Annotated in this window: 17 protein-coding genes; 5 read left to right on the top strand and 12 right to left on the bottom strand. The window is 69.5% G+C overall.

From position 1 onward, the window contains the following. Nucleotides 1–3: 3 nt before the first annotated feature. The 4 genes from AB7I40_RS08595 to AB7I40_RS08580 form a co-directional block, all read right to left on the bottom strand. Nucleotides 4–1,281 (bottom strand): MFS transporter, encoded by a 1,278-nt coding sequence (locus AB7I40_RS08595; RefSeq protein ID WP_428345549.1) that lies wholly within the window; start codon nucleotides 1,279–1,281, stop codon nucleotides 4–6. Nucleotides 1,282–1,307: 26 nt separating this feature from the next. Beyond that, nucleotides 1,308–1,811 carry a mycothiol transferase gene (locus tag AB7I40_RS08590; protein ID WP_428345548.1) on the bottom strand — a complete coding sequence of 168 codons (504 nt, stop codon included), beginning with the start codon at nucleotides 1,809–1,811 and terminating at the stop codon, nucleotides 1,308–1,310. Between the two features lie 15 nt (nucleotides 1,812–1,826). Next, nucleotides 1,827–2,393, bottom strand: a complete 567-nt coding sequence (locus AB7I40_RS08585; protein ID WP_428345547.1) for a DUF305 domain-containing protein — start codon at nucleotides 2,391–2,393, stop codon at nucleotides 1,827–1,829. A gap of 114 nt (nucleotides 2,394–2,507) precedes the next feature. Continuing rightward, nucleotides 2,508–3,185: a 2'-5' RNA ligase family protein gene (locus AB7I40_RS08580; protein ID WP_428345546.1), complete on the bottom strand. Its 678-nt coding sequence runs from the start codon at nucleotides 3,183–3,185 to the stop codon at nucleotides 2,508–2,510. A gap of 98 nt (nucleotides 3,186–3,283) precedes the next feature. On the opposite strand from AB7I40_RS08580, the gene cls reads away from it, so the two are divergent. Next, the gene (gene cls, locus AB7I40_RS08575) at nucleotides 3,284–4,792 is read left to right on the top strand and encodes a cardiolipin synthase (RefSeq protein WP_428345545.1); all 1,509 of its coding nucleotides are present in this window, start codon (nucleotides 3,284–3,286) and stop codon (nucleotides 4,790–4,792) included. Nucleotides 4,793–4,822: 30 nt separating this feature from the next. On the opposite strand, the gene AB7I40_RS08570 is transcribed toward cls, so the two are convergent. From AB7I40_RS08570 to AB7I40_RS08540, 7 genes are all read right to left on the bottom strand, one after another. Further along, nucleotides 4,823–5,296, bottom strand: a complete 474-nt coding sequence (locus AB7I40_RS08570; RefSeq protein WP_428345544.1) for a potassium channel family protein — start codon at nucleotides 5,294–5,296, stop codon at nucleotides 4,823–4,825. Next, nucleotides 5,296–6,348 carry an AI-2E family transporter gene (locus tag AB7I40_RS08565; RefSeq protein WP_428345543.1) on the bottom strand — a complete coding sequence of 351 codons (1,053 nt, stop codon included), beginning with the start codon at nucleotides 6,346–6,348 and terminating at the stop codon, nucleotides 5,296–5,298. Before AB7I40_RS08565 ends, AB7I40_RS08570 begins: the two co-directional genes overlap by 1 nt. After that, a complete protein-coding gene (locus tag AB7I40_RS08560; RefSeq protein ID WP_428345542.1) occupies nucleotides 6,345–8,342 on the bottom strand; it encodes a phage holin family protein in 1,998 nt (665 codons plus the stop codon). The genes AB7I40_RS08565 and AB7I40_RS08560 overlap by 4 nt, the downstream gene beginning before the upstream one ends. Before the next feature lie 91 nt (nucleotides 8,343–8,433). Continuing rightward, complete coding sequence (locus AB7I40_RS08555; protein WP_428345541.1) at nucleotides 8,434–9,480, bottom strand: hypothetical protein; 1,047 nt, start codon at nucleotides 9,478–9,480, stop codon at nucleotides 8,434–8,436. A gap of 59 nt (nucleotides 9,481–9,539) precedes the next feature. Beyond that, entirely contained in the window at nucleotides 9,540–11,060 is a 1,521-nt protein-coding gene (locus AB7I40_RS08550; RefSeq protein ID WP_428345540.1) for an aldehyde dehydrogenase family protein, read from the bottom strand. Beyond that, nucleotides 11,057–12,685, bottom strand: a complete 1,629-nt coding sequence (locus AB7I40_RS08545; RefSeq protein ID WP_428345539.1) for a GMC family oxidoreductase — start codon at nucleotides 12,683–12,685, stop codon at nucleotides 11,057–11,059. The genes AB7I40_RS08550 and AB7I40_RS08545 overlap by 4 nt, the downstream gene beginning before the upstream one ends. Nucleotides 12,686–12,819: 134 nt before the next feature. After that, nucleotides 12,820–14,112 carry a DUF222 domain-containing protein gene (locus tag AB7I40_RS08540; protein ID WP_428345538.1) on the bottom strand — a complete coding sequence of 431 codons (1,293 nt, stop codon included), beginning with the start codon at nucleotides 14,110–14,112 and terminating at the stop codon, nucleotides 12,820–12,822. Between the two features lie 203 nt (nucleotides 14,113–14,315). Between AB7I40_RS08540 and AB7I40_RS08535 the strand changes: the two genes are divergently transcribed. Continuing rightward, nucleotides 14,316–14,939, top strand: coding sequence for a maleylpyruvate isomerase family mycothiol-dependent enzyme (locus tag AB7I40_RS08535; protein ID WP_428345537.1), 624 nt, complete (start codon nucleotides 14,316–14,318; stop codon nucleotides 14,937–14,939). On the opposite strand, the gene AB7I40_RS08530 is transcribed toward AB7I40_RS08535, so the two are convergent. Further along, a complete protein-coding gene (locus AB7I40_RS08530; RefSeq protein ID WP_428345536.1) occupies nucleotides 14,940–15,911 on the bottom strand; it encodes an aldo/keto reductase in 972 nt (323 codons plus the stop codon). Nucleotides 15,912–15,965: 54 nt separating this feature from the next. Here AB7I40_RS08530 and AB7I40_RS08525 point away from each other — a divergent pair, with 54 nt between their 5' ends. From AB7I40_RS08525 to AB7I40_RS08515, 3 genes are read left to right on the top strand one after another with little or no spacing between them, the layout of a single operon-like run. Next, nucleotides 15,966–16,328: a hypothetical protein gene (locus AB7I40_RS08525; protein WP_428345535.1), complete on the top strand. Its 363-nt coding sequence runs from the start codon at nucleotides 15,966–15,968 to the stop codon at nucleotides 16,326–16,328. Continuing rightward, nucleotides 16,321–16,713 carry a hypothetical protein gene (locus AB7I40_RS08520; protein ID WP_428345534.1) on the top strand — a complete coding sequence of 131 codons (393 nt, stop codon included), beginning with the start codon at nucleotides 16,321–16,323 and terminating at the stop codon, nucleotides 16,711–16,713. The genes AB7I40_RS08525 and AB7I40_RS08520 overlap by 8 nt, the downstream gene beginning before the upstream one ends. Next, the gene (locus AB7I40_RS08515; RefSeq protein ID WP_428345533.1) at nucleotides 16,710–17,891 is read left to right on the top strand and encodes an AGE family epimerase/isomerase; all 1,182 of its coding nucleotides are present in this window, start codon (nucleotides 16,710–16,712) and stop codon (nucleotides 17,889–17,891) included. The genes AB7I40_RS08520 and AB7I40_RS08515 overlap by 4 nt, the downstream gene beginning before the upstream one ends. Nucleotides 17,892–17,896 lie beyond the last annotated feature (5 nt).

Genomic DNA, 17,896 nt, shown 5'->3' with positions numbered 1-17,896 from the left:
GGCTCAGGTGAGGGGTTGGCGCACCAGGCGGTAGCGCACGAAGGCCGGCACCAGCAGAGCGGCCACGACGGTCCCCACCACCACCAGGACCCCGCCGCCGGCGGCCGTGGCGGCGGTCCCGACCATCGCCGCCGAGGCACCGTGGGCCACGTCGGCGACCCGCGGGCCACCCGCGACCACCACGATGAACACCCCTTGGAGTCGGCCGCGCACCTCGTCCTTCGCTGCCGTCTGGAGCATGCTCGTGCGGAACGCCGCCGACGCCATGTCGGCAGCCCCACCGACCACGAGCATCCCCACGGCGATCCAGAGGAAGACCCCCGGACTGCCCTGGGCCAGGCCGGTGGCCACGCCGAACCCCACGATCGCCAGGCCCCACACGATGACGCAACTGATCACTGCCAGGCCCTGCCGTTCCACCCGGGACACCCAGCCGGAGAAGATGCCGCCGATCACCGCGCCCGCCGGAATCGCCGCGAACAGCAGGGCGAACGCCAGCCCACCTTCGGTCGGTCCCCCGAAGCTCGTGTGCGCCATCTCGGGGAACAGCGCCCGGGGCATCCCGAAGACCATGGCGATGATGTCGACCACGAAGGACATGAGCAGCACCGGATGACCCTTGAGGTAGGCCAGCCCGTCGATCACCGATCGCAGCCCCGGCGTGATCGCCACCCCTTCGACGGGGAGCCGGGGAAGAGCGACCACGGCTCCCAGGGTGGCCAGGAGGGTCACCGTGTCGGCCAGGTAGAGCCACGAGAAGCCGAGGAGCGGGATCAGGGCACCGCCGACCAGGGGCCCCGCGATCGCCCCGGCCTGCATGACGGTCATGTTGAGCGAGTTGGCGGCCGGCAACTGCTCGGGTGGGAGCAGCTTGGGCAGCACGGCGCTGCGGGTCGGCTGGTTGACCGCGAAGAACGCCTGCTGCACCGAGAACAGCCCCAACAGCAACCACACGTTGCTGGCACCGCTCACCGCCTGTGCCCAGAAAAGAGCGCTGGTGAGGATCAGGCCGAGCGTCGTACACACCAGCACGGTGCGCCGGTCCATCGCGTCCGCCAGCGCCCCACCCCAGAGCCCGAAGATCACCAACGGCACCAAGCCGAAGACCCCCGTCAGACCCACGTACGCCGACGCCCCCGTCATGGCGTAGATCTGCGCGGGAACGGCCACGACCGTCAGCTGGGCACCGATGACGGTGACGATGTTGGCCAGCCACAGCCGGCGGAAGTGCACATTCTCCAGCGGACGGGTGTCAGCCAGCAGGCTGCGGGGGTTGGCCACTGGCTGACGCTATCTGGAAACCGCGCTCACAGGCCGAGCAGCCCCCGCACGTAGGACGCCTGTCCCAGGTGCTGCTGGTCATCGTTGATGACACTGACCAGGCGGACGCCGAGCGTCACCGGCGGGTCCCACCGGTGGTCGACCACCCGGTCCAGATCACCCGCGTCCAGCCCGGCGACGTACCCGAGGGTCTGTTCGTGGACCGCCGTCAGGTACGACCTCAGCTGGTCGGCGTCCGCGCGGAGCTGTCCCACCTCCAGGCGGGACTGCCCGTAGCCGGTCGCCGAGACCTCGAACGGCAGCGCGAAGCGATCCGCGAAACCCTGGGCGGTCCACACCTGTTCGATGCCCGCGGCGTCGGCGACGTGGTCGTCCTGGACCCGGGTGAGGTGCCACACGAGCCACCCGACGGGGTTGGCGTCCGGACCCGGACGGGTCGCCAACTGGTCAGGGTCTAGGCCGTCGAGGACCGCGACCCCGCCGTCGTGGATCCGCCCGAAGGCGTCGGACAGCAGCTGCGCAGGAGTCATGGCTCCCGAGCGTACCTACTGCTCGAGCATCGCCCGCATGGTCTCGATCTCCGCCCGCTGACTGCTCACAATGTGCTCGGCGAGATCGAGAGCGGGTGGATACCTGCCGTCCTCGACCTCGGCCTCACCCATGTCGATCGCGCCTTCGTGGTGCGCGATCATCATCCTCAGCCACATCGCCTCGAAGCCCCTGTCGTTCACCTCGTCGAGCTGGGCGAAATCCTCCTCCGACATCGCGTTGGCCATGTCACCCATGCTCGCGCCGTCCATGTGGTGCAGGCCGGTGCCCTCGGGGACCTCCTCACCCCACGACTCGAGCCAGCCGCCCATCAGGTCGATCTCCGGGGCCTGGGCGGCCTTGATCGCGGCGGTGAGGTCCGCGAAGGCCGGGTCCACGTCCCTGCCCTCGGTCATGTCGACCATCACCAGCGCCTGGGCGTGGTGCGGGGTCATCTCGGTCGCGAAGGCGACGTCGGCGTCATTGTGCTTCTGCGTACTGCTGCTGCCGGTGTCGTCGCTACTGCTGCAACCGGCGACGACGAGGACGGCGACCGCCAGGACAGCGGCGATGCTGGGCTTCATCTGGTGCGTCCACCGGCATGGACGTGGTGAGTTGCAACACTGGGCAACCGGGCGGTTCTCACCTCTTCAGAGTAGGCCGGAGAGAGGAATCGCCATGGCGGAGCGAAGGCCGGCTCAGCCGGTGAGGTCCTGTTCAGCGTCCGCCCCCAACGCAACGACCGCCTCGACGCGCCACTGGTAGTGATCGCGTTCGCGGGTCACGGCCGCGAACGTGAGCTGCGGCTCGGAGACCACGATGACCAGATCGTCCAAGGCGTCGACAGCAGCGTCGGCGCGGAGCTTGCCGATGATGCTGCTGCGCTCGCACGGTTGATTGAGGTAGCCCAGGCTCACGTGCGGCCAGAACGGCTCCGCAGCACTCACCCCGCCGCCGATCGCTCGGAGCGCCTGGTCGAGTCGACGCTGCAGGTCCAACAGGGCCGGTGTCGCCGACACGCGCAGCACCACCGAGTCCACCATCGTGCTCAGCGGGCCGAGCTCGAGCTGCAACGGAGGACAGCCCTCCAGTGCCTCGCTGGCAGCGGCCACCACGGCGGCCAACCGGTGCTCGTCCACCTCGTCGACGAAGCCCACCTCGAGCAGGGTCAGGTGCAACCACTCGTGGGGGATCACATCGACACTCTCGATCGCCTCGAGCACGCTGGTCAGCTCGTGACAGGCCGACCAGAAGGCCGGCTGGTTCTCGAAGGTGAGGTACCAGTAGAGGCAGGGCCGGTCAGAGGTCCACTCCGGACGCCACTGACGGTGCTCGATCAGCTGGCTGGCCTCGGGCCACGAATCATCTGTCGGCATCGAACCGCACCCTTCGCTCGAGCCATGATCCAGCGAGATGATCATGCCGCAGCCACGAACCGAGTGCACGCAAAACCGCCGAGGCCTAGAGTTCGCTCGTGCAGACGATCCTCACGGTTCTCGGCGTACTCCTGGTCATCACCGACTACGTCATCAAGTTCCTGGCCATCGGCGTGCTCCCGACCAACAAGAAGCCCTCCTCGGCGATGGCCTGGTTGATCCTGATCCTGGTCATCCCGTTCGCCGGGTTCGTGGTGTTCCTCTTCCTGGGCCGCACCAACATCGGCGCCAAGCGCCAGGCTCGCCAGAAGGAGGCAGACGAGGCGATCCGTGCGGCCACCGAGAGAGTGGTCTCGACAAGCTCGACCACCGAGAGCGGCTCGACCACCGAGAACGGCTCGACCTCCGGGGGCGGCCCGCCGCCGTACCTGGCGTCGATGGCGATCCTCAACCGCAACCTGGGCTCCCTGCCGCTCCAGCCCGGGAACCACATCGAGCTCTTCCCCGGGTACGCCGACGCCATCGCGGCCATGACGCGCGCCGCCACCGAGGCGCAGCACAGCATCGAGGTCGAGTTCTACATCTCCGCGTGGGACGAGGTCACCTCACCGTTCTTCGAGGCGCTCGTGGCCGCGGCGGCCCGGGGTGTCACGGTGCGCCTGCTGTTCGACCACATGGGTTCGCGCGGCATCCCGGGCTACAAGGACTTCGTGGCCAAGCTGCAGACCTCCGGCATCGCCTGGCACCCCATGCTGGCGGTGCAGCCCCTCAAGGGGAAGTTCCAGCGCCCCGACCTGCGCAACCACCGCAAGATCATGGTGGCCGACGGGCGCGTCGCGTTCACCGGTTCGCAGAACCTGATCGAGCCCGGCTACAACAAGCCCAAGAACCATGCGGCCGGCCGGGAATGGGTCGAGCTCGTGGCTCGGGTGGACGGCCCGGCGGTCAATGCGCTGCGGGCAGTCTTCGCCAAGGACTGGTACACCGAGGCCCACGAGCGCCTCGGGGACGAGATCCGGACCGACACGGTCACCGTCCATCCCGACGGCCCCGAGACGGTGACCGCCCAGGTGCTGCCCAGCGGCCCGGGCTATGTGACCGAGAACAACCTGCGGCTGTTCACCGCCCTGATCTACTCCGCACAGGCTCGCGTCTCACTCACGAGCCCCTACTTCGTGCCGGACGAGCCCCTGCTCTACGCCGTCACCACGGCCGCGCGCCGCGGGGTCGACGTGGAGTTGTTCGTCAGCGAGGAGGGCGATCAGTTCATGGTCTACCACGCGCAGTGCTCGTACTACGAGGCGCTGCTCGAGGCCGGCGTACGCATCCACCTCTACCCCGCTCCGGCAGTCCTGCACTCCAAGCACTTCTCCATCGATGACGACGTCGCGGTGATCGGCTCGAGCAACATGGACATGCGCTCGTTCGCCCTCAACTACGAGGTCTCGCTGATGCTCACCGGGGGCGACATCGTGCGGCGCTTCCGCGACGTGGAGGACAGCTACCGTGCGGTCTCGCGCGAACTCACCCTCGAGGAGTGGCGCGGCCGCCCGTGGGGCAAGAGGTACGTCGACAACGCGATGCGGCTCACCGCTGCCCTGCAATGACGCCGCACGCAAGGAGCAGCGTTCGGAGGATCAGGACGACGCCCGCCGGTTGGCCAAGCCACGGAACAGGGCGGTGAGGACCACGACGTTGAAGACGATGAGACCACAGACGAAGCCGCGGGCCAGCTGTCCCTCCGCGTGCACGTCGCCGTAGCCGACGGTGGCCATGGTGCTCAGGGTGAAGTAGAGCGCATCGGTGCGCGTGCCCAGTCCTACCATCTGGTGGTCACCCAGCCGCTCGAGCAGGTAGAAGCTCATCGAGAACGAGATCACGACGACCGCGACCGCCATCGCCAGCACCGGCGTACTCCGAACGGAGTCGCCACGCTCGAGGTGGCGCACCTCGCGGGCCAGCATGAGGCCGAGGAGAGCCAGCCCAGCCAGCGTGACGATGAGCCCGAGCACGATCACCGACGTCTTCTCGAAGCTGACGGGCACCGCATAGTAGGCAGCCAGCAGACCCAGCAGGCTGAGCAGTGGGCGGTCCCAGCCCCCGAAGCGCATCAGACCGGATCCCCCGCGGGCTTGCCGCTGATCAGGGGTTCCATCCACCGAGACGCCGGATCGGCCTCGACCAGGAGCGCCTTGAACAGCAGGCTCATCGGGACGGCGAGCAGCGCCCCCAGGGGGCCGAGCACCCAGGCCCAGAAGACCAGCGACATGAAGGTCAGCGTCGTCGACAGGCCCACCGCGTTGCCGACGTAGCGGGGCTGGATCACCGATTGGATGACGAGGTTGATCAGCGAGTACACGACGATCACCCAGATCATCAGGCTGGGGCCACCCTCGAGCAGGCCGATCACCGCCGGGGGGATGACGCCGATCACGAAACCGATGTTGGGGATGAAGTTGGTGACGAACGCCAGGACTCCCCACACGAACGCCCCCGGGACGCCCATCAGCGCCAGCACCGCGGTATCGATCACCGCCACGATCAGGCCGAAGACCGCCGACACCGCCAGGTAGCTGCGGGTGCCCTGGGCGAAGTGGGACAGGGCGTCGACCAGCTCAGGCCGGTGCGCACGTGCCCCGGCAGCCAGCCTGGAGACGTGCGCTGCGTCGAAGGCCAGGAAGAGCAGCAGGGTGATGATGAAGAACAGGTTGGTGAAGATGCTGAGGATGCTGCCGAGCAGCGCCGTGGCCACGTCGACCACCTTGCCCACGTCCATGGCCCCCACCACCGCGTCGACCTGGTCGGTGCCCACCCCGCGGTCGGCGAGCCAGTGGCCGATGTCGGTGACCAGGTCGTTGATCTGCGGGGCGTACGACGGCACCAGGACGGCCAGGCGACCCACCGAGACGACCAGTGCCAGCGTCATCAGCACGATCAGGACGTAGGCGGCGACCAGGACGACCACGGACGCCGCCCAGGGTGGCATCCGCCGGTCGAGGGCCGCCCGCAGCGGATGGAACACGATCGTGAGGGCCAGCGCCAGCATCCCGGGCCCGACGATGCCGCTGGCCGACCTGAGGCCGGCAATGATGAAGAACAGGGCCGCGACACCGACCAGCAAGGTGGTGGTGCGGGGAAGTGTGGACGTGCCCGGGACGTTCATGGGGTGCTCCTCGCGAGGTTCTTCCGGTGTCCCAGTGACTCCAGGATCCCGATGAGGTGAAGGTGCAGTTCGTCGCCGCCGACGATCTGGTGGTCGGGGTGGAAGAGCTCAGGAGGAGCCAGGACGAAGCCGCGGTCCTGCCACCCACCCAAGCCACCGTGACACCCGACGAGTGGCTCGAAAGCCGCGACTTCCTGGGTGCCCGCATCGATGGCGCTGTTGACCAGGATGTCGGGGCACTGGGCCATCTGGGTCAGGGAGAGCAGCATCGCCGGGGCGTGATCCCCGAACGGCACCAGCGGGTCCTCCCCCTCGACCACCCCGGTGGCGAGGTGTCGGCGTCCGGCTCCACCGATGGCGACGGGTCCGCCCTCCGACATGACGGAGACGAAGCCGACACCCGGGTGGGTCGCCAGGCCGGACACGAGCGCGGGCCAGCGCCGGTCGAGCTCCTCGAGGGTCAGTCGTTCGGGCTCTGGCACGAACACGAGCCCGAGGTTGCCGCTGCCGACCACCACGAACTCGACGTCCGGGGCCGACTCCTCGGGTGCCAGCTTGCGGTCCATGCGGCGCGCGGCAGCCTTCTGGACACCGGACGTGCCGCCACCGCCGAGGTCCTCGATGACCGAGTCGACGCGGCCCCAGCCTTCGACGTTGTCCTCGAGGCTGGTCGACGGAGCGTGCGTCAGCTCGGTGCAGAGCTCGCTGAGGCTGGTGCCGTAGCGCGACGCGAACGGCTCGCCGGTGGAGTGTCCGTGGTCGCTGAGCAGCACGATGTGATACTTCCGCGCTGCCCCGGCCGCGACCCTCTCCAGCACCGACAGCACGTTGTCGAGACCGGTGAGGGCGATGAGCGACTCCAGTCGCGTGCCGCCGGCATGGTGGGCCACCTCGTCGTAGTCGACGTAGTTCACATAGATGCTCTTGGCGCCGCGCATCATCTCCTCGGCGACCACAGCGGTGTTGAGGTCGCGCAACAGACCGTTGGTGAAGGCGCGTAGTCCGGCGAAGGTCCAGGACCGGTGCACCCGTGGGTGCATGTCCTGGCGGTGCTGACGCTTGGCCTGGAACCGCTCGCGCACCGCCTCGGCGATCGTCCTCGAGACGCTGCGCGACAAGCCGTCGGGGCGCAGCAGGAAGCGGGCGAAGACGACCCGGGTACGCCGCGAGCCACGGCTCACCTCCAGCCGACTCATCGTCATGGCCGCCTTGGGTGCGTCCCCGGTGAAGAGGTTGGAGATCGACACCCCGTCGTCGGCCAACAGGCCCAGTCCGGTGCTGGCGCGGGACTCGATGATCGCCGCGTCGTCCGGCCGGTTGGCCACCAGGACCCGGGCGAGCTCACGGTCGTACCAGCGGAACGCGGGCACACCGGACGCGTGGCCCTGCAGGATCGCCTGCTGGCTGGCCGGCGTCGTGCACGGCATCTGCACGGTCCACTCGTGGACGCCGTGCGACCCGCTGTCCACCCAGCGTCGCAGCGTCGGCATCGAACCGGACTGCAGCACCCACTGCATCACCGGGAAGGAGACGCCGTCGAGCTGGACGAACAGCACACCGTCGATCTCGGGGTCCGCGACCTTCGCCGGGCGGGTTCGCAGGAGGGTGGCGGCGAACGAGTCATCTGTCCCGGCACTGACGATCCAGGCCAGCAGGGTGCCGAACGCGGCGGCGATCCAGGCTGCGGCCACCGCGGTCCAGAGGTGGCGGAAGGTCGCCCCAGGCACCACCGTGAGGGCCAGCTGCATGACGAGGGCCTGGCCGAAGATCGTGGCGATCGCCACGGCGATCCAGCCGATCGTCGCCGCGACCTGGACGAGGATGGGACGCACGATCATGCCGACCAGTCCGGTGACCGCGGCCGCGACCAGCAGCGGCAGCCACGAGGTGAACGTGAAGCCCGGCAGGAGCTCGGCCGTCAGGAGGAGCGCCAGGAAGGACAGGAACCAGGAGACGAGCAACCTGACGACATCGCCGACATGAATCCTGTTCACGGTTCATAGTGGCACGGCAGAACCTCCGAAATCCGTCCGTGATGTCCGTTTCGACGCAGGTTCTCCGCGGTCGTGGTCATCCTCGGGGGAGTCACACCACCCAGATCACGAACGCCAGAACGGCCGCTCCCATCACCATGGCGGCGGCCGGACCCGTGACGGCCGACACCGACCGCCCTGGTGAGACCGCGAGCTGCCGCACCCGAACAGCACTGCGCGCGGGTCCGGTCAGCCAGGTCAGCACGAGCGCGACCAGCGCCGCCACGAGCAGCGCGCGCATGGAGGCGCGCAGCGCCACGAACAAGATGTCCCACACGGCTCGGACCACGTCCGTGTCCTCCGGTCCCACCAGGCCGGTGACGTGGGCTCGGGCCACCTTCAGGCCGATGGCCAGCAGCACCACGCCGACGATGGCGGCGTACGCGAGGAAGCGGACAGCCCGGCGACGGTTGCGAGCCAGCAGCACAGCGAGCCCGACGAGAAGCAGCCACAGCACCGGGAGCCAGTAGCCCAGCCGGTCCAGAAGGTCGTAATATCGCTGCGCCCTCTCGAGGTCATCCGCCTTGACGAAGGCGAAGCTGGCCTGCAGCTCCGGAAGGGCCGCCGCATCCACGAGGCCCTCGTCGTCGAGGATGCTGAACACGGTGGTCAACAGGGTGTCGAGCTGGATGCTGATCCGACCGTCGGAGTCGACGAGCTCGCTGTCCTCACCGGAGAGCACCGCGACGAGCTGCTCATGGGCCGACCGGTTCGCCTCCGCCCAGGCGACCGCGAACTCCGGATCCCGGATCACCCGGACGACAGCGTTGTGGACCGTGGCCGTGATCGCACCACGCGCGGTGCCCGACAGCGCCGACAACCCGACCCGGAGACGGGGCGGCAGACTGCCGTCGGCCAACAGGTCGTTGAGCTGCTGCTCCCGCTTGTCGAGATCGATCGCCTCGAGGGCCACGCGCTCGAGGCGGACCTCCACGGCCGACTGCACCAACGGTTCGGACGCGAGCGGCGCCACCGTGTCGACATAGCTGTCGGTGTCGGTGACGACGGCCGCCAGCCACCCCGAGACCAACGCCAACGGCAGCAGGATCGACGCGACGACGACAAGGATGCCCGAGGCGAGGGAGGACCGGGGAATCATGGAGGAGATGATCCCATGCGGCTCCGGCGCTGCGGATCCTCCTGGCGAGCCGGGCCGGATCAGCCTCGGCGCTTGCGCTTGCCCAGTTGCGTGGCTCGACCGTGCAGTGCGGTCACGAGGGTGGCGAAAGCCGTGTCGGTCTTGGCGTCGCGTCCGAACGTCGTCAGGTTCATCACGGGCTTGATGCGTTGCCGGGCGACGGCCTTGGCGAAGGTGAACTCCTTCAAACCGTCGGCTCCGTGGATGCGACCGAACCCCGAGTCACCGACGCCCCCGAACGGCAGCGAGGCGATCCCGGCGAACGAGATCACGGAGTTGACCGAGGTCATCCCCGAACGCAGCCTGCGCGCCAGCTCCGGCCCCCGCTTCGCCGAGAAGACCGTCGAGCCCAGGCCGTACTTCCCGGCATTGGCCAGGTCCACCGCCTCGTCCATCGAGCCCACTCGCGTGACCGTGACGGTCGGACCGAAGGTCTCCTCCGTGATCGCCGTGGAGTCCTCAGGGACGTCCACCAGCACCGTCGGCTGGATGAAGCGCTCCCCCACTGCCCCCGGCCCGCCGACGACGGCGCGACCTCCGCGGGCCAGCGCATCATCGATGTGGCTGCGCACCACGTCGACCTGACTCGGCAGCGTCATGGGGCCGAGCTGTCCGTCGATGTCGGCCCGCACGCCCTTCGCGGCGGCGGTGAGCTCGGCGAGGAAGGCGTCGTAGACGCGCTCATGGACGTAGATACGTTCGACGCCGATGCACGTCTGGCCGGCGTTGGAGAACGCTCCCCAGGCTGCGGCGTCCGCCGCGGCCGTGATGTCGGCGTCGGCATCCACCAGCAGGGCGTCCTTGCCTCCCGCCTCGATCACGACCGGGGTCAGGCTCTCGGCGCAGGCGGCCATCACCTGCTTCCCGGTGGCAGTCGAACCGGTGAAGGCAAGCTTGTCCACGCCGGCGCGACACAGGGCCGCGCCGGTCTCGCCGCGACCGATGACGAGCTGCAGCAACGCACCGGGGGCTGATGCGGGAACGACCTCGGCCAGGGCATCGGCAAGCCACACACCGACACCAGGCGTGAGCTCGCTGGGCTTGAAGACGACCGGGTTGCCGGCGGCCAGCGCATAGGCGATCGAGCCCATGGGCGTGAAGACCGGGTAGTTCCAGGGCCCGATCACGCCGATGACGCCCAGTGGCAGGTACTCCACCGTCGCTGCCTGGTTCGCCAGCAGCAGCCCGGGGGCCTTCCGCTTGCGCCCCAGCACTTTCTCAGCGTGGGAGGCGGCCCAGGCCAGGTGCTCGATGGCCAACCCGATCTCGAGCTGGGCATCGCCATGCGGCTTGCCCGTCTCCTGGTGGACGACATCTGCGAGCTGGCCCATGCGCCGGGTCAGCACGCCTCGCCACAGCCCGAGGATGTGCTTGCGGCCGTCGAAACCGAGCCCGGTCCACCAGTCCACTGCCTCGCGGGCCCGGGCCACGGCGGCCGCGACGGACGCAGCGTCGTCGATGGCGTGGACGCCGACCACGTCGCCGGTGGCAGGGTTGAGCGACTCCAGCTTGTCCACGTCGGACTCGGTGAGGTGAGTCATGGGGTTGCCTTTCCAGTGACGCGGCCGCGGATCAGGTCCGCCGCTCGCTCGCCGATCATGATCGTGGGGGCGTTGGTGTTGCCGCGAGGAACCACCGGCATGACGCTGGCGTCGACCACCCGCAGTCCGTCGATCCCGCGCACCCTGAGCTCGGGGTCGACCACCGCGTGTTCCCCGGTGCCCATCGCGCAGGTGCCGACCGGGTGGTAGAGCGTCTGGGTGTGACGGCGAAGGTGTTCGACGATCTCGGCGTCGGTCGGGTCCGCCTGACCGGGCATGGCGGGCGCCTCGATGTAGTTGGCCAGCGGGCCGGTGCGCACCGTCTCGAGCAGGCGGCGGACGCCGACGGTCATGGCGTCGAGGTCGGCCTGGTCGTCGTAGTACGCCGGATCGATCTCCGGGTGCCACCTCGGATCGGTGGAGCGCAGGCGGAGCTGACCGCGACTGGACACGTTGACCAAGGTGGGTGCGACGGTGACCTTGCGGGTGGTGGGCTCGTGCAGACCGTTGTCCCAGAACCCGCTGGGCGCCACGTGCGCCTGGAGGTCGGGCGCGGCCAGGTCGTCCCGGCTCTTCCAGAAGCCGCCACCCTCGCCGATGTTGGAGACCAAGGGCCCGGTGCCGGTGGCCTTGGCGCGCGCGAAGTTGACCAGGTTGTTGTAGTCGGCGAGGTCGCTGATGTCCTTGGTGTGGAACACGATCGGGGCTGCAGGGTGGTCGTGCAGGTTCTGCCCCACCCCGGCCAGGTCACTGACGACGTCGATGCCGAACTCGTGCAGGTGCGCGGCCGGGCCGATCCCCGAGAGCATCAGCAGCTGTGGTGAGTTGATGGCGCCCCCGCACAGGATGACTTCGGCATCGGCGTGGACCGTCACGCTCTCGCCCTGGGAGCGGTAGGTCACCCCGACCGCACGCGCCCCGTCCAGGACGAGCCGCTCCGCGAGCGCGCCGGTGCGGACCGTCAGGTTGGCGCGATCCATGGCGGGTTCGAGGTAGGCCTTGGCGGTCGACCAGCGGCGGCCCTTCTTGCAGGTCACCTGGTAGAGCCCGGCGCCTTCCTGCTCCGCGCCGTTGAAGTCGTCGGTGGGCTTGAAGCCGGCCGTGATCGCAGACTCCACCCAGGCCTCGGTGAGGGGATGGGTGTAGCGCCGGTCCTCGACGTGCAAGGGACCGTCCTGGCCATGGAACGGGTCGCCGAGTCGGGTGTTGCCCTCTGCCTTGATGAAGTAGGGGAGGACGTCGTCGTAGCCCCACCCCTCGGCGCCGTGCGCGTCACGCCAGGTGTCGTAGTCCAGCCGGTTGCCGCGGATGTAGATCATGGCGTTCATCGACGAGCAGCCGCCCAGCGCCTTCATCCGAGGCCAGTACGCCGAGCGGCTGTTGAGCTGCTTCTGCTCGACGGTCTGGTAGTTCCAGTCCCACCTGGTCTTGAACAGATTGGCGAACGCCGCCGGGATGCTGATCTCGTCGGCGTCCGCTGGTCCGCCCGCCTCGAGCAGCAGCACGGTGGTGCCCGGGTCCTCGGTCAGCCGATGGGCCAGAACCGCCCCGGCGCTGCCGGCCCCCACGACCACGTAGTCGAAGCTCTCCAGGCCTGCTGCACCCGCTGACGAACTTCCTGTCACTGCGACCTCCTCGAAAGCGCGGTCACCGACCGCGTCACAGAGAACCTATGCCGAGGTGGTCGGCGTCACAATGGCTGGTTACTGATGAGTTGCCCTGGTCGCGGCACGACCGGCTGCCGGGCCAGCGCATGGTCCTATCTTCGTCGGTGGAAGCGCCACTCACCCGAGCTGTGACGGCGGAGGTCGAAGAGATCATCGTGGGCGCGCCGGTGGTGGAACCCGCAGAGGGGGAGGGCGTTGTCGAGGTCGGTGTGCCCGCCGCGGGACCACGGGTGCAGATGGTGGATCTCGCACCAGGCGAACGGTCGCTCACAGCCCGCGACGGCACAGGAATCGTGGGCCACGGAGAGGGCCTGGCGCTGACTCGGGGTATGCAGTCGCCTGGTCCGTCCCAGGTCGAGCGGCACGGAGGGCCCACCGAGGACGGCCGGCACCAACCCGGCCTCGCAGGCCAGGCGCCTGGCCTCGGTGGCGGAGATCCTGATGCCCGTGTCGAGGCCGGCGGCGCCGATGCCCGACAGCAAGGCGTCCAGCTCGAGCTGCACCACCAACGTCGCGACATTGCCGCTGTGACCGGCCGTCGGCAGGTGTTCGAGGAGCTCCAGGAAGGCCACTCCGTTACGTTCGGACCAGCTCAGGCAGGGACCGGCGGTGGGCAGCGTCGGATCCACCACCAGTTCACCGCCCTTGTCGCGGCCGAGGCGGCGGGGAGCGGTGAGCCTGTCGAGCGCCGACCGAAGCAGCTGTCCGTGGAGCTCGGGGATCACGAAGCGCCCGGCGAAGGTGCCGTCACCGTTGTCGTGCAGCGTCAGCCAGGTCTCGCGGTGGGCCCGTCGCTCCTCCTCACCCAGCAGCTCGGACTCGTGCTGGTCGGCGACCTGGACCGACATCGTCTCGAACATCCGGCGGGCCACCTGGCGCAGGTGTCGCGCGTCCATCGGTCGACCGGAGCGGTTGGCGTCACCGGTCGCCTTCGCGACCAGGAGCTCCTCGGCTTCGCGGATCTGCGCGGCGCTCGCGCCGTCTGGTGCACGATCGGCCGCCTGGACGATCACGCGCACCTGATCCATCCTCAGCCGGCCGGCCGCGAAGGCGGCGCGCGTGCTGTCGTAGGTCTCCTGCAACCGGCGAGCCAGGAACAGGCCACCGGCCGCGACCGCCCTCGTGTCGCCGGTCAGCTTCGCCAGCCAGGCGTCGGTGCCGGTCTCGGCCGCCCCGGCCGCCACCCCGCGGGCATCGACCTCCGCCACCAGGGCCAGGCGCCAGGCCGCCACCTGGGACTCCAAACGGGACAGAGCGTCGATCGCGGTGGCCAGCTCAGTCTCCGCGATGGCCACCGCGGGCACCGCAGCACCTTCGAGGACCGCGTCCCGTGCAGCCTCCAGCCAGCCGGTCACTGCCGGCTCGTGCAGCTGCTGAATGCTCATACCTGGATCGAAACAGCCAGCACCGACAACCACGCGCCTTCATCCACAGCCCCGTCACAGGCGCTCCCACACACTGGTGCCATGCAGCTTGACGAGCCCGGGCCCTGGTGTGTGGAGCCAGCGGCGCGCTGGGGTCGCTGATGGTCCGGCGCTGGACCGCCTCAACGAGCGCACTGCGACCCGCTGAGCGTTAGCATCCGGTCATGCCGTCCCGTGAGTGGCAAGTCGCCACGTCTGCCTTCACACAGGCAGCGGACTGGTACGCCGAGCTGGTGGCCGCCTGCCCCGACGACGGCTGGGGCTCCCCCGGACTCGGGGAGTGGACGGTCCGCGACCTGGTCGGCCACACCAGCCGCTCGCTGTTGACCGTCGAGGCCTACCTGCGCCCCGGCCCCGGACCGGTCGACCTGGAGACGCCCTCGGCGTACTTCACGGCCGCGTTGGCCTCCATCGGTGACCCGGCGGCGGTCTCGCAGCGCGGGGTGGCAGCCGGCGAGGCCCTGGGGGCCGACCCGGTCGGCGCCGTGCGCGAGATCAGGGACCGGGTGGTCGCTCTGGTCTCGAACGCCCTCGCCGACGACCACGTCGACACTCCTGTGGGTGCGATGCGACTGATCGACTACTTGCCCACGCGCACCTTCGAGCTGACCGTGCATACCTGTGACCTGGCGATCGCCCTGGGCACGGAGCCGAGGCCGCCCGCGGATGCGGCCCGCGTGAGCCTGGCCCTGATCTCCGACCGGGCAGTGGCCGGCGGGGCCGCTGCGACGTTGCTGCTCGCCGCGACCGGCCGCCACCCCCTGCCCGGCGGTTTCACGGTGCTGTAGTCACCAGGCGTAGTGCTCGGGCGCCGTCTGGCGACCGGGGAAGATCTCGTCGAGGCGGGCCAGGGCTGCCTCGTCCAGCGTCACGGACAGAGCCCGCACGCCGGCGTCGAGCTGCTCCTGGGTGCGCGGCCCGACGATCGGGGCGGTGACGGCCGGCTGGTGCAGCAACCACGCCAGCGCCACGTCGCCGGGCTCGTGGCCGAGCTCGGCGGCGAAGGCCTCATAGGCCTCGATCGCCGGCCGGCGCTGCTCCACCGCCTCCTTGGCACGACCCTGCAGGCGCCGCTTGCCCTCCTGGTCCTTCTTGAGTACGCCGCCCAACAGCCCACCTTGCAGCGGCGACCAGGGCAGGATGCCCAGACCGTAGTGCTCTGCTGCCGGGATCACCTCGAGCTCGATGTCGCGGGTGACGAGGTTGTAGATCGACTGCTCGCTGACCAGCCCGGTGAAGTGCCGCGACGCGGCGGCGGACTGGGCCTGGGCGATGTGCCAGCCGGCGAAGTTGCTGCTACCGGCGTAGAGGATCTTGCCCTGGGCGACCGCGACCTCCATCGCCTGCCAGATCTCCTCCCACGGCGTACGCCGGTCGATGTGGTGGAACTGGTAGAGGTCGACGTAGTCGGTCTGCAGCCGGGTCAGGGAGGCGTCCAGCGCGCGCCGGATGTTCAGCGCCGAGAGCCTGCCCTCGTTGGGCCACTCGCCCATGTCGCCGTAGAGCTTGGTGGCCAGCACGGTCTTCTCGCGTCGGCCGCCGCCCTGCGCGAACCAGTTGCCGAGGATCGTCTCGGTGGCGCCTTTGCCCTTGTCCTGTCCGTAGACGTTGGCGGTGTCGAAGAAGTTGATGCCCGCGTCATGGGCTGAGTCCATAATCGAGAACGAGTCGGGTTCGCTGGTCAGGGGCCCGAAGTTCATGGTGCCGAGGCACAGGCGGCTGACGGAGAGGCCGGAGCGGCCGAGCTGGGTGAATTCCATGCCTCCACCCTGCCGCGCGCGTCCAAAGCTGCGCCTCCCTCTATGTTGGGGCACGTGACCGACTGGCTCCAGATCGCACTGACGGTGCTCGCGTTGGCCGTGGCCCTGATGGCTCTGGGGTACGTCGTCCTCGACCGGGTCGCCGATCGCTGGCTGCTGGCCCCGGTGGCGCTCCTCGCCGTCGGGACGGTGTGGCAGCTGGTCAGTGGGGTGCTCAAGCTGATCGCCACCGACCGCGACGTGTCCGGTCCAACCTTCGTGGGCTACCTGATCGGGTTGGTCCTGGTCCCCCCGCTGGCCACGATCTGGGCGCTCGGCGAACGCAGTCGTTCCGGAACGGCAGTCCTCATCGTGGCCGGGCTGCTGGTCCCGTTCCTGCTGCTGCGGCTCGACACGATCTGGAGCGGCGGTGCCTGAGACCAACACCGGCCCCGGCCGGGTCCTCATCGCTGTCTACGCCACGTTCGCGCTCGCCGCGACCGGACGTTCGGTGGTGCAGCTGGCCACCAAGGCCTCCGACGCACCGGTGCCCTACGGCCTGTCCGCCCTGGCCGCTGTCGTCTACATCGCCGCGACCGTGGGGCTGGCGAAGTCGGGGGCGCGGTGGCGTCGGGTGGCCTGGGTGGCCTGCGGGGTGGAGCTGGTCGGGGTCCTCGTGGTGGGCACGCTCAGCATCCTGGACAGCAACGCCTTCCCCGACGACACGGTCTGGTCGGGCTTCGGCAGCGGCTATGGCTACATCCCGCTGGTGCTTCCGTTCGCCGGCCTCGCCTGGCTCCACCACACGAGGGGGGACCGATGACGCCCGGTTCATCCCAGTGGCGCTCCGACCAGCTGTCAACGATGCTCACGTTCGCCGAGGGCTCGCGCACCGATCACGGATTCGCCTGGCTCGACGCCGAGGGCCGCCCGCGGGCCGACGCCGGACTGCAGATGTGGATCAACGCGCGGATGACCCATGTCTTCTCGCTGGCCACCCTGCTGGGACGCGGCGGCGCCGCAGATCTCGCTGCGCACGGGGTCCGCACCCTGCGCACGACCTTCGCCGACGTCGAGTACGGCGGCTGGTTGCACCAGGTGGCGCTGGACGGCCAGGTGCTCGACGCCACCAAGAGCTGCTACGACCACAGTTTCGTCCTGCTCGCCGCCGCCAGCGCGACCGCAGCGGGGGTCCCGGAGGCTCACGACCTGCTCGTCGACGCCTGCGAGGTGCATCGGGCGCACTTCTGGGACGAGGAGGCGGGTGCCTGTCGTGAGTCCTGGGACCGCTCCTTCACCACGTGTGAGGACTACCGGGGCGCGAACAGCAACATGCACACCGTGGAGGCCTACCTGGTGGTGGCCGACGTGACCGGGCAGGCCGCCTGGCGGCAGCGGGCCCTGGAGATCGTCGAGCGGCTGGCGCACGGAGTGGCGCGCGCACACGACTGGCGCCTCGTCGAGCACTTCACCTCCGCCTGGGAGGCCCTGCCCGAGCACAACCGGGACCGCCCCGACGACCCGTTCCGGCCGTACGGCGCCACTCCCGGTCACGGTTTCGAGTGGTCCCGGTTGATGGTCCAGCTGGAGGCCGCCCTGCCTGACCCACCGGCCTGGCTGCTGCCTGACGCCGTCGCCCTGTTCGCCCGGGCTGCCTCAGACGGCTTGTGCTACACCACGGACTGGGCTGGGCGTCCCGTGGTCGAGGAGCGCTTCCACTGGGTCCTCGCGGAGGCGTTGCAGGCCGCCGACGCCCTGGGCCGCCGTACCGGCGAAGCGGTGTACGCCGAGCAGGCGGCGGCGTGGTGGCAGCTGGCGGCGGACCACTTCGTCGACCCGGTGAACGGCTCCTGGCATCACGAGCTGTCGCCCGCCCTGGAGGTCTCGACGCGGACCTGGGACGGCAAGCCGGACGCCTACCACGTGGTCGGGGCACTCCTGGCTCCTGACCTGCCGCTGGCCCCGACCGCTGCGGTGGCGCTGGCGGAGCCGAGCGCCTGACGACC

This window comes from Nocardioides sp. (assembly GCF_050246775.1).
In the GTDB taxonomy this organism is placed as follows: Bacteria; Actinomycetota; Actinomycetes; order Propionibacteriales; family Nocardioidaceae; genus Nocardioides.
Note: the sequence above shows the minus strand (reverse complement) of the source record. Positions and strands in the feature narration are given on the sequence as shown.

Coding starts and splice junctions, on each gene's coding strand:
- AB7I40_RS08555 (WP_428345541.1), bottom strand. CDS start 9,480: ATGATTCCCCGGTCCTCCCTCGCCTCGGGCATCCTTGTCGTCGTCGCG.
- AB7I40_RS08570 (WP_428345544.1), bottom strand. CDS start 5,296: ATGCGCTTCGGGGGCTGGGACCGCCCACTGCTCAGCCTGCTGGGTCTG.
- AB7I40_RS08565 (WP_428345543.1), bottom strand. CDS start 6,348: ATGAACGTCCCGGGCACGTCCACACTTCCCCGCACCACCACCTTGCTG.
- AB7I40_RS08540 (WP_428345538.1), bottom strand. CDS start 14,112: ATGAGCATTCAGCAGCTGCACGAGCCGGCAGTGACCGGCTGGCTGGAG.
- AB7I40_RS08550 (WP_428345540.1), bottom strand. CDS start 11,060: ATGACTCACCTCACCGAGTCCGACGTGGACAAGCTGGAGTCGCTCAAC.
- AB7I40_RS08585 (WP_428345547.1), bottom strand. CDS start 2,393: ATGAAGCCCAGCATCGCCGCTGTCCTGGCGGTCGCCGTCCTCGTCGTC.
- AB7I40_RS08590 (WP_428345548.1), bottom strand. CDS start 1,811: ATGACTCCTGCGCAGCTGCTGTCCGACGCCTTCGGGCGGATCCACGAC.
- AB7I40_RS08530 (WP_428345536.1), bottom strand. CDS start 15,911: ATGGAATTCACCCAGCTCGGCCGCTCCGGCCTCTCCGTCAGCCGCCTG.
- AB7I40_RS08580 (WP_428345546.1), bottom strand. CDS start 3,185: ATGCCGACAGATGATTCGTGGCCCGAGGCCAGCCAGCTGATCGAGCAC.
- AB7I40_RS08535 (WP_428345537.1), top strand. CDS start 14,316: ATGCCGTCCCGTGAGTGGCAAGTCGCCACGTCTGCCTTCACACAGGCA.
- AB7I40_RS08515 (WP_428345533.1), top strand. CDS start 16,710: ATGACGCCCGGTTCATCCCAGTGGCGCTCCGACCAGCTGTCAACGATG.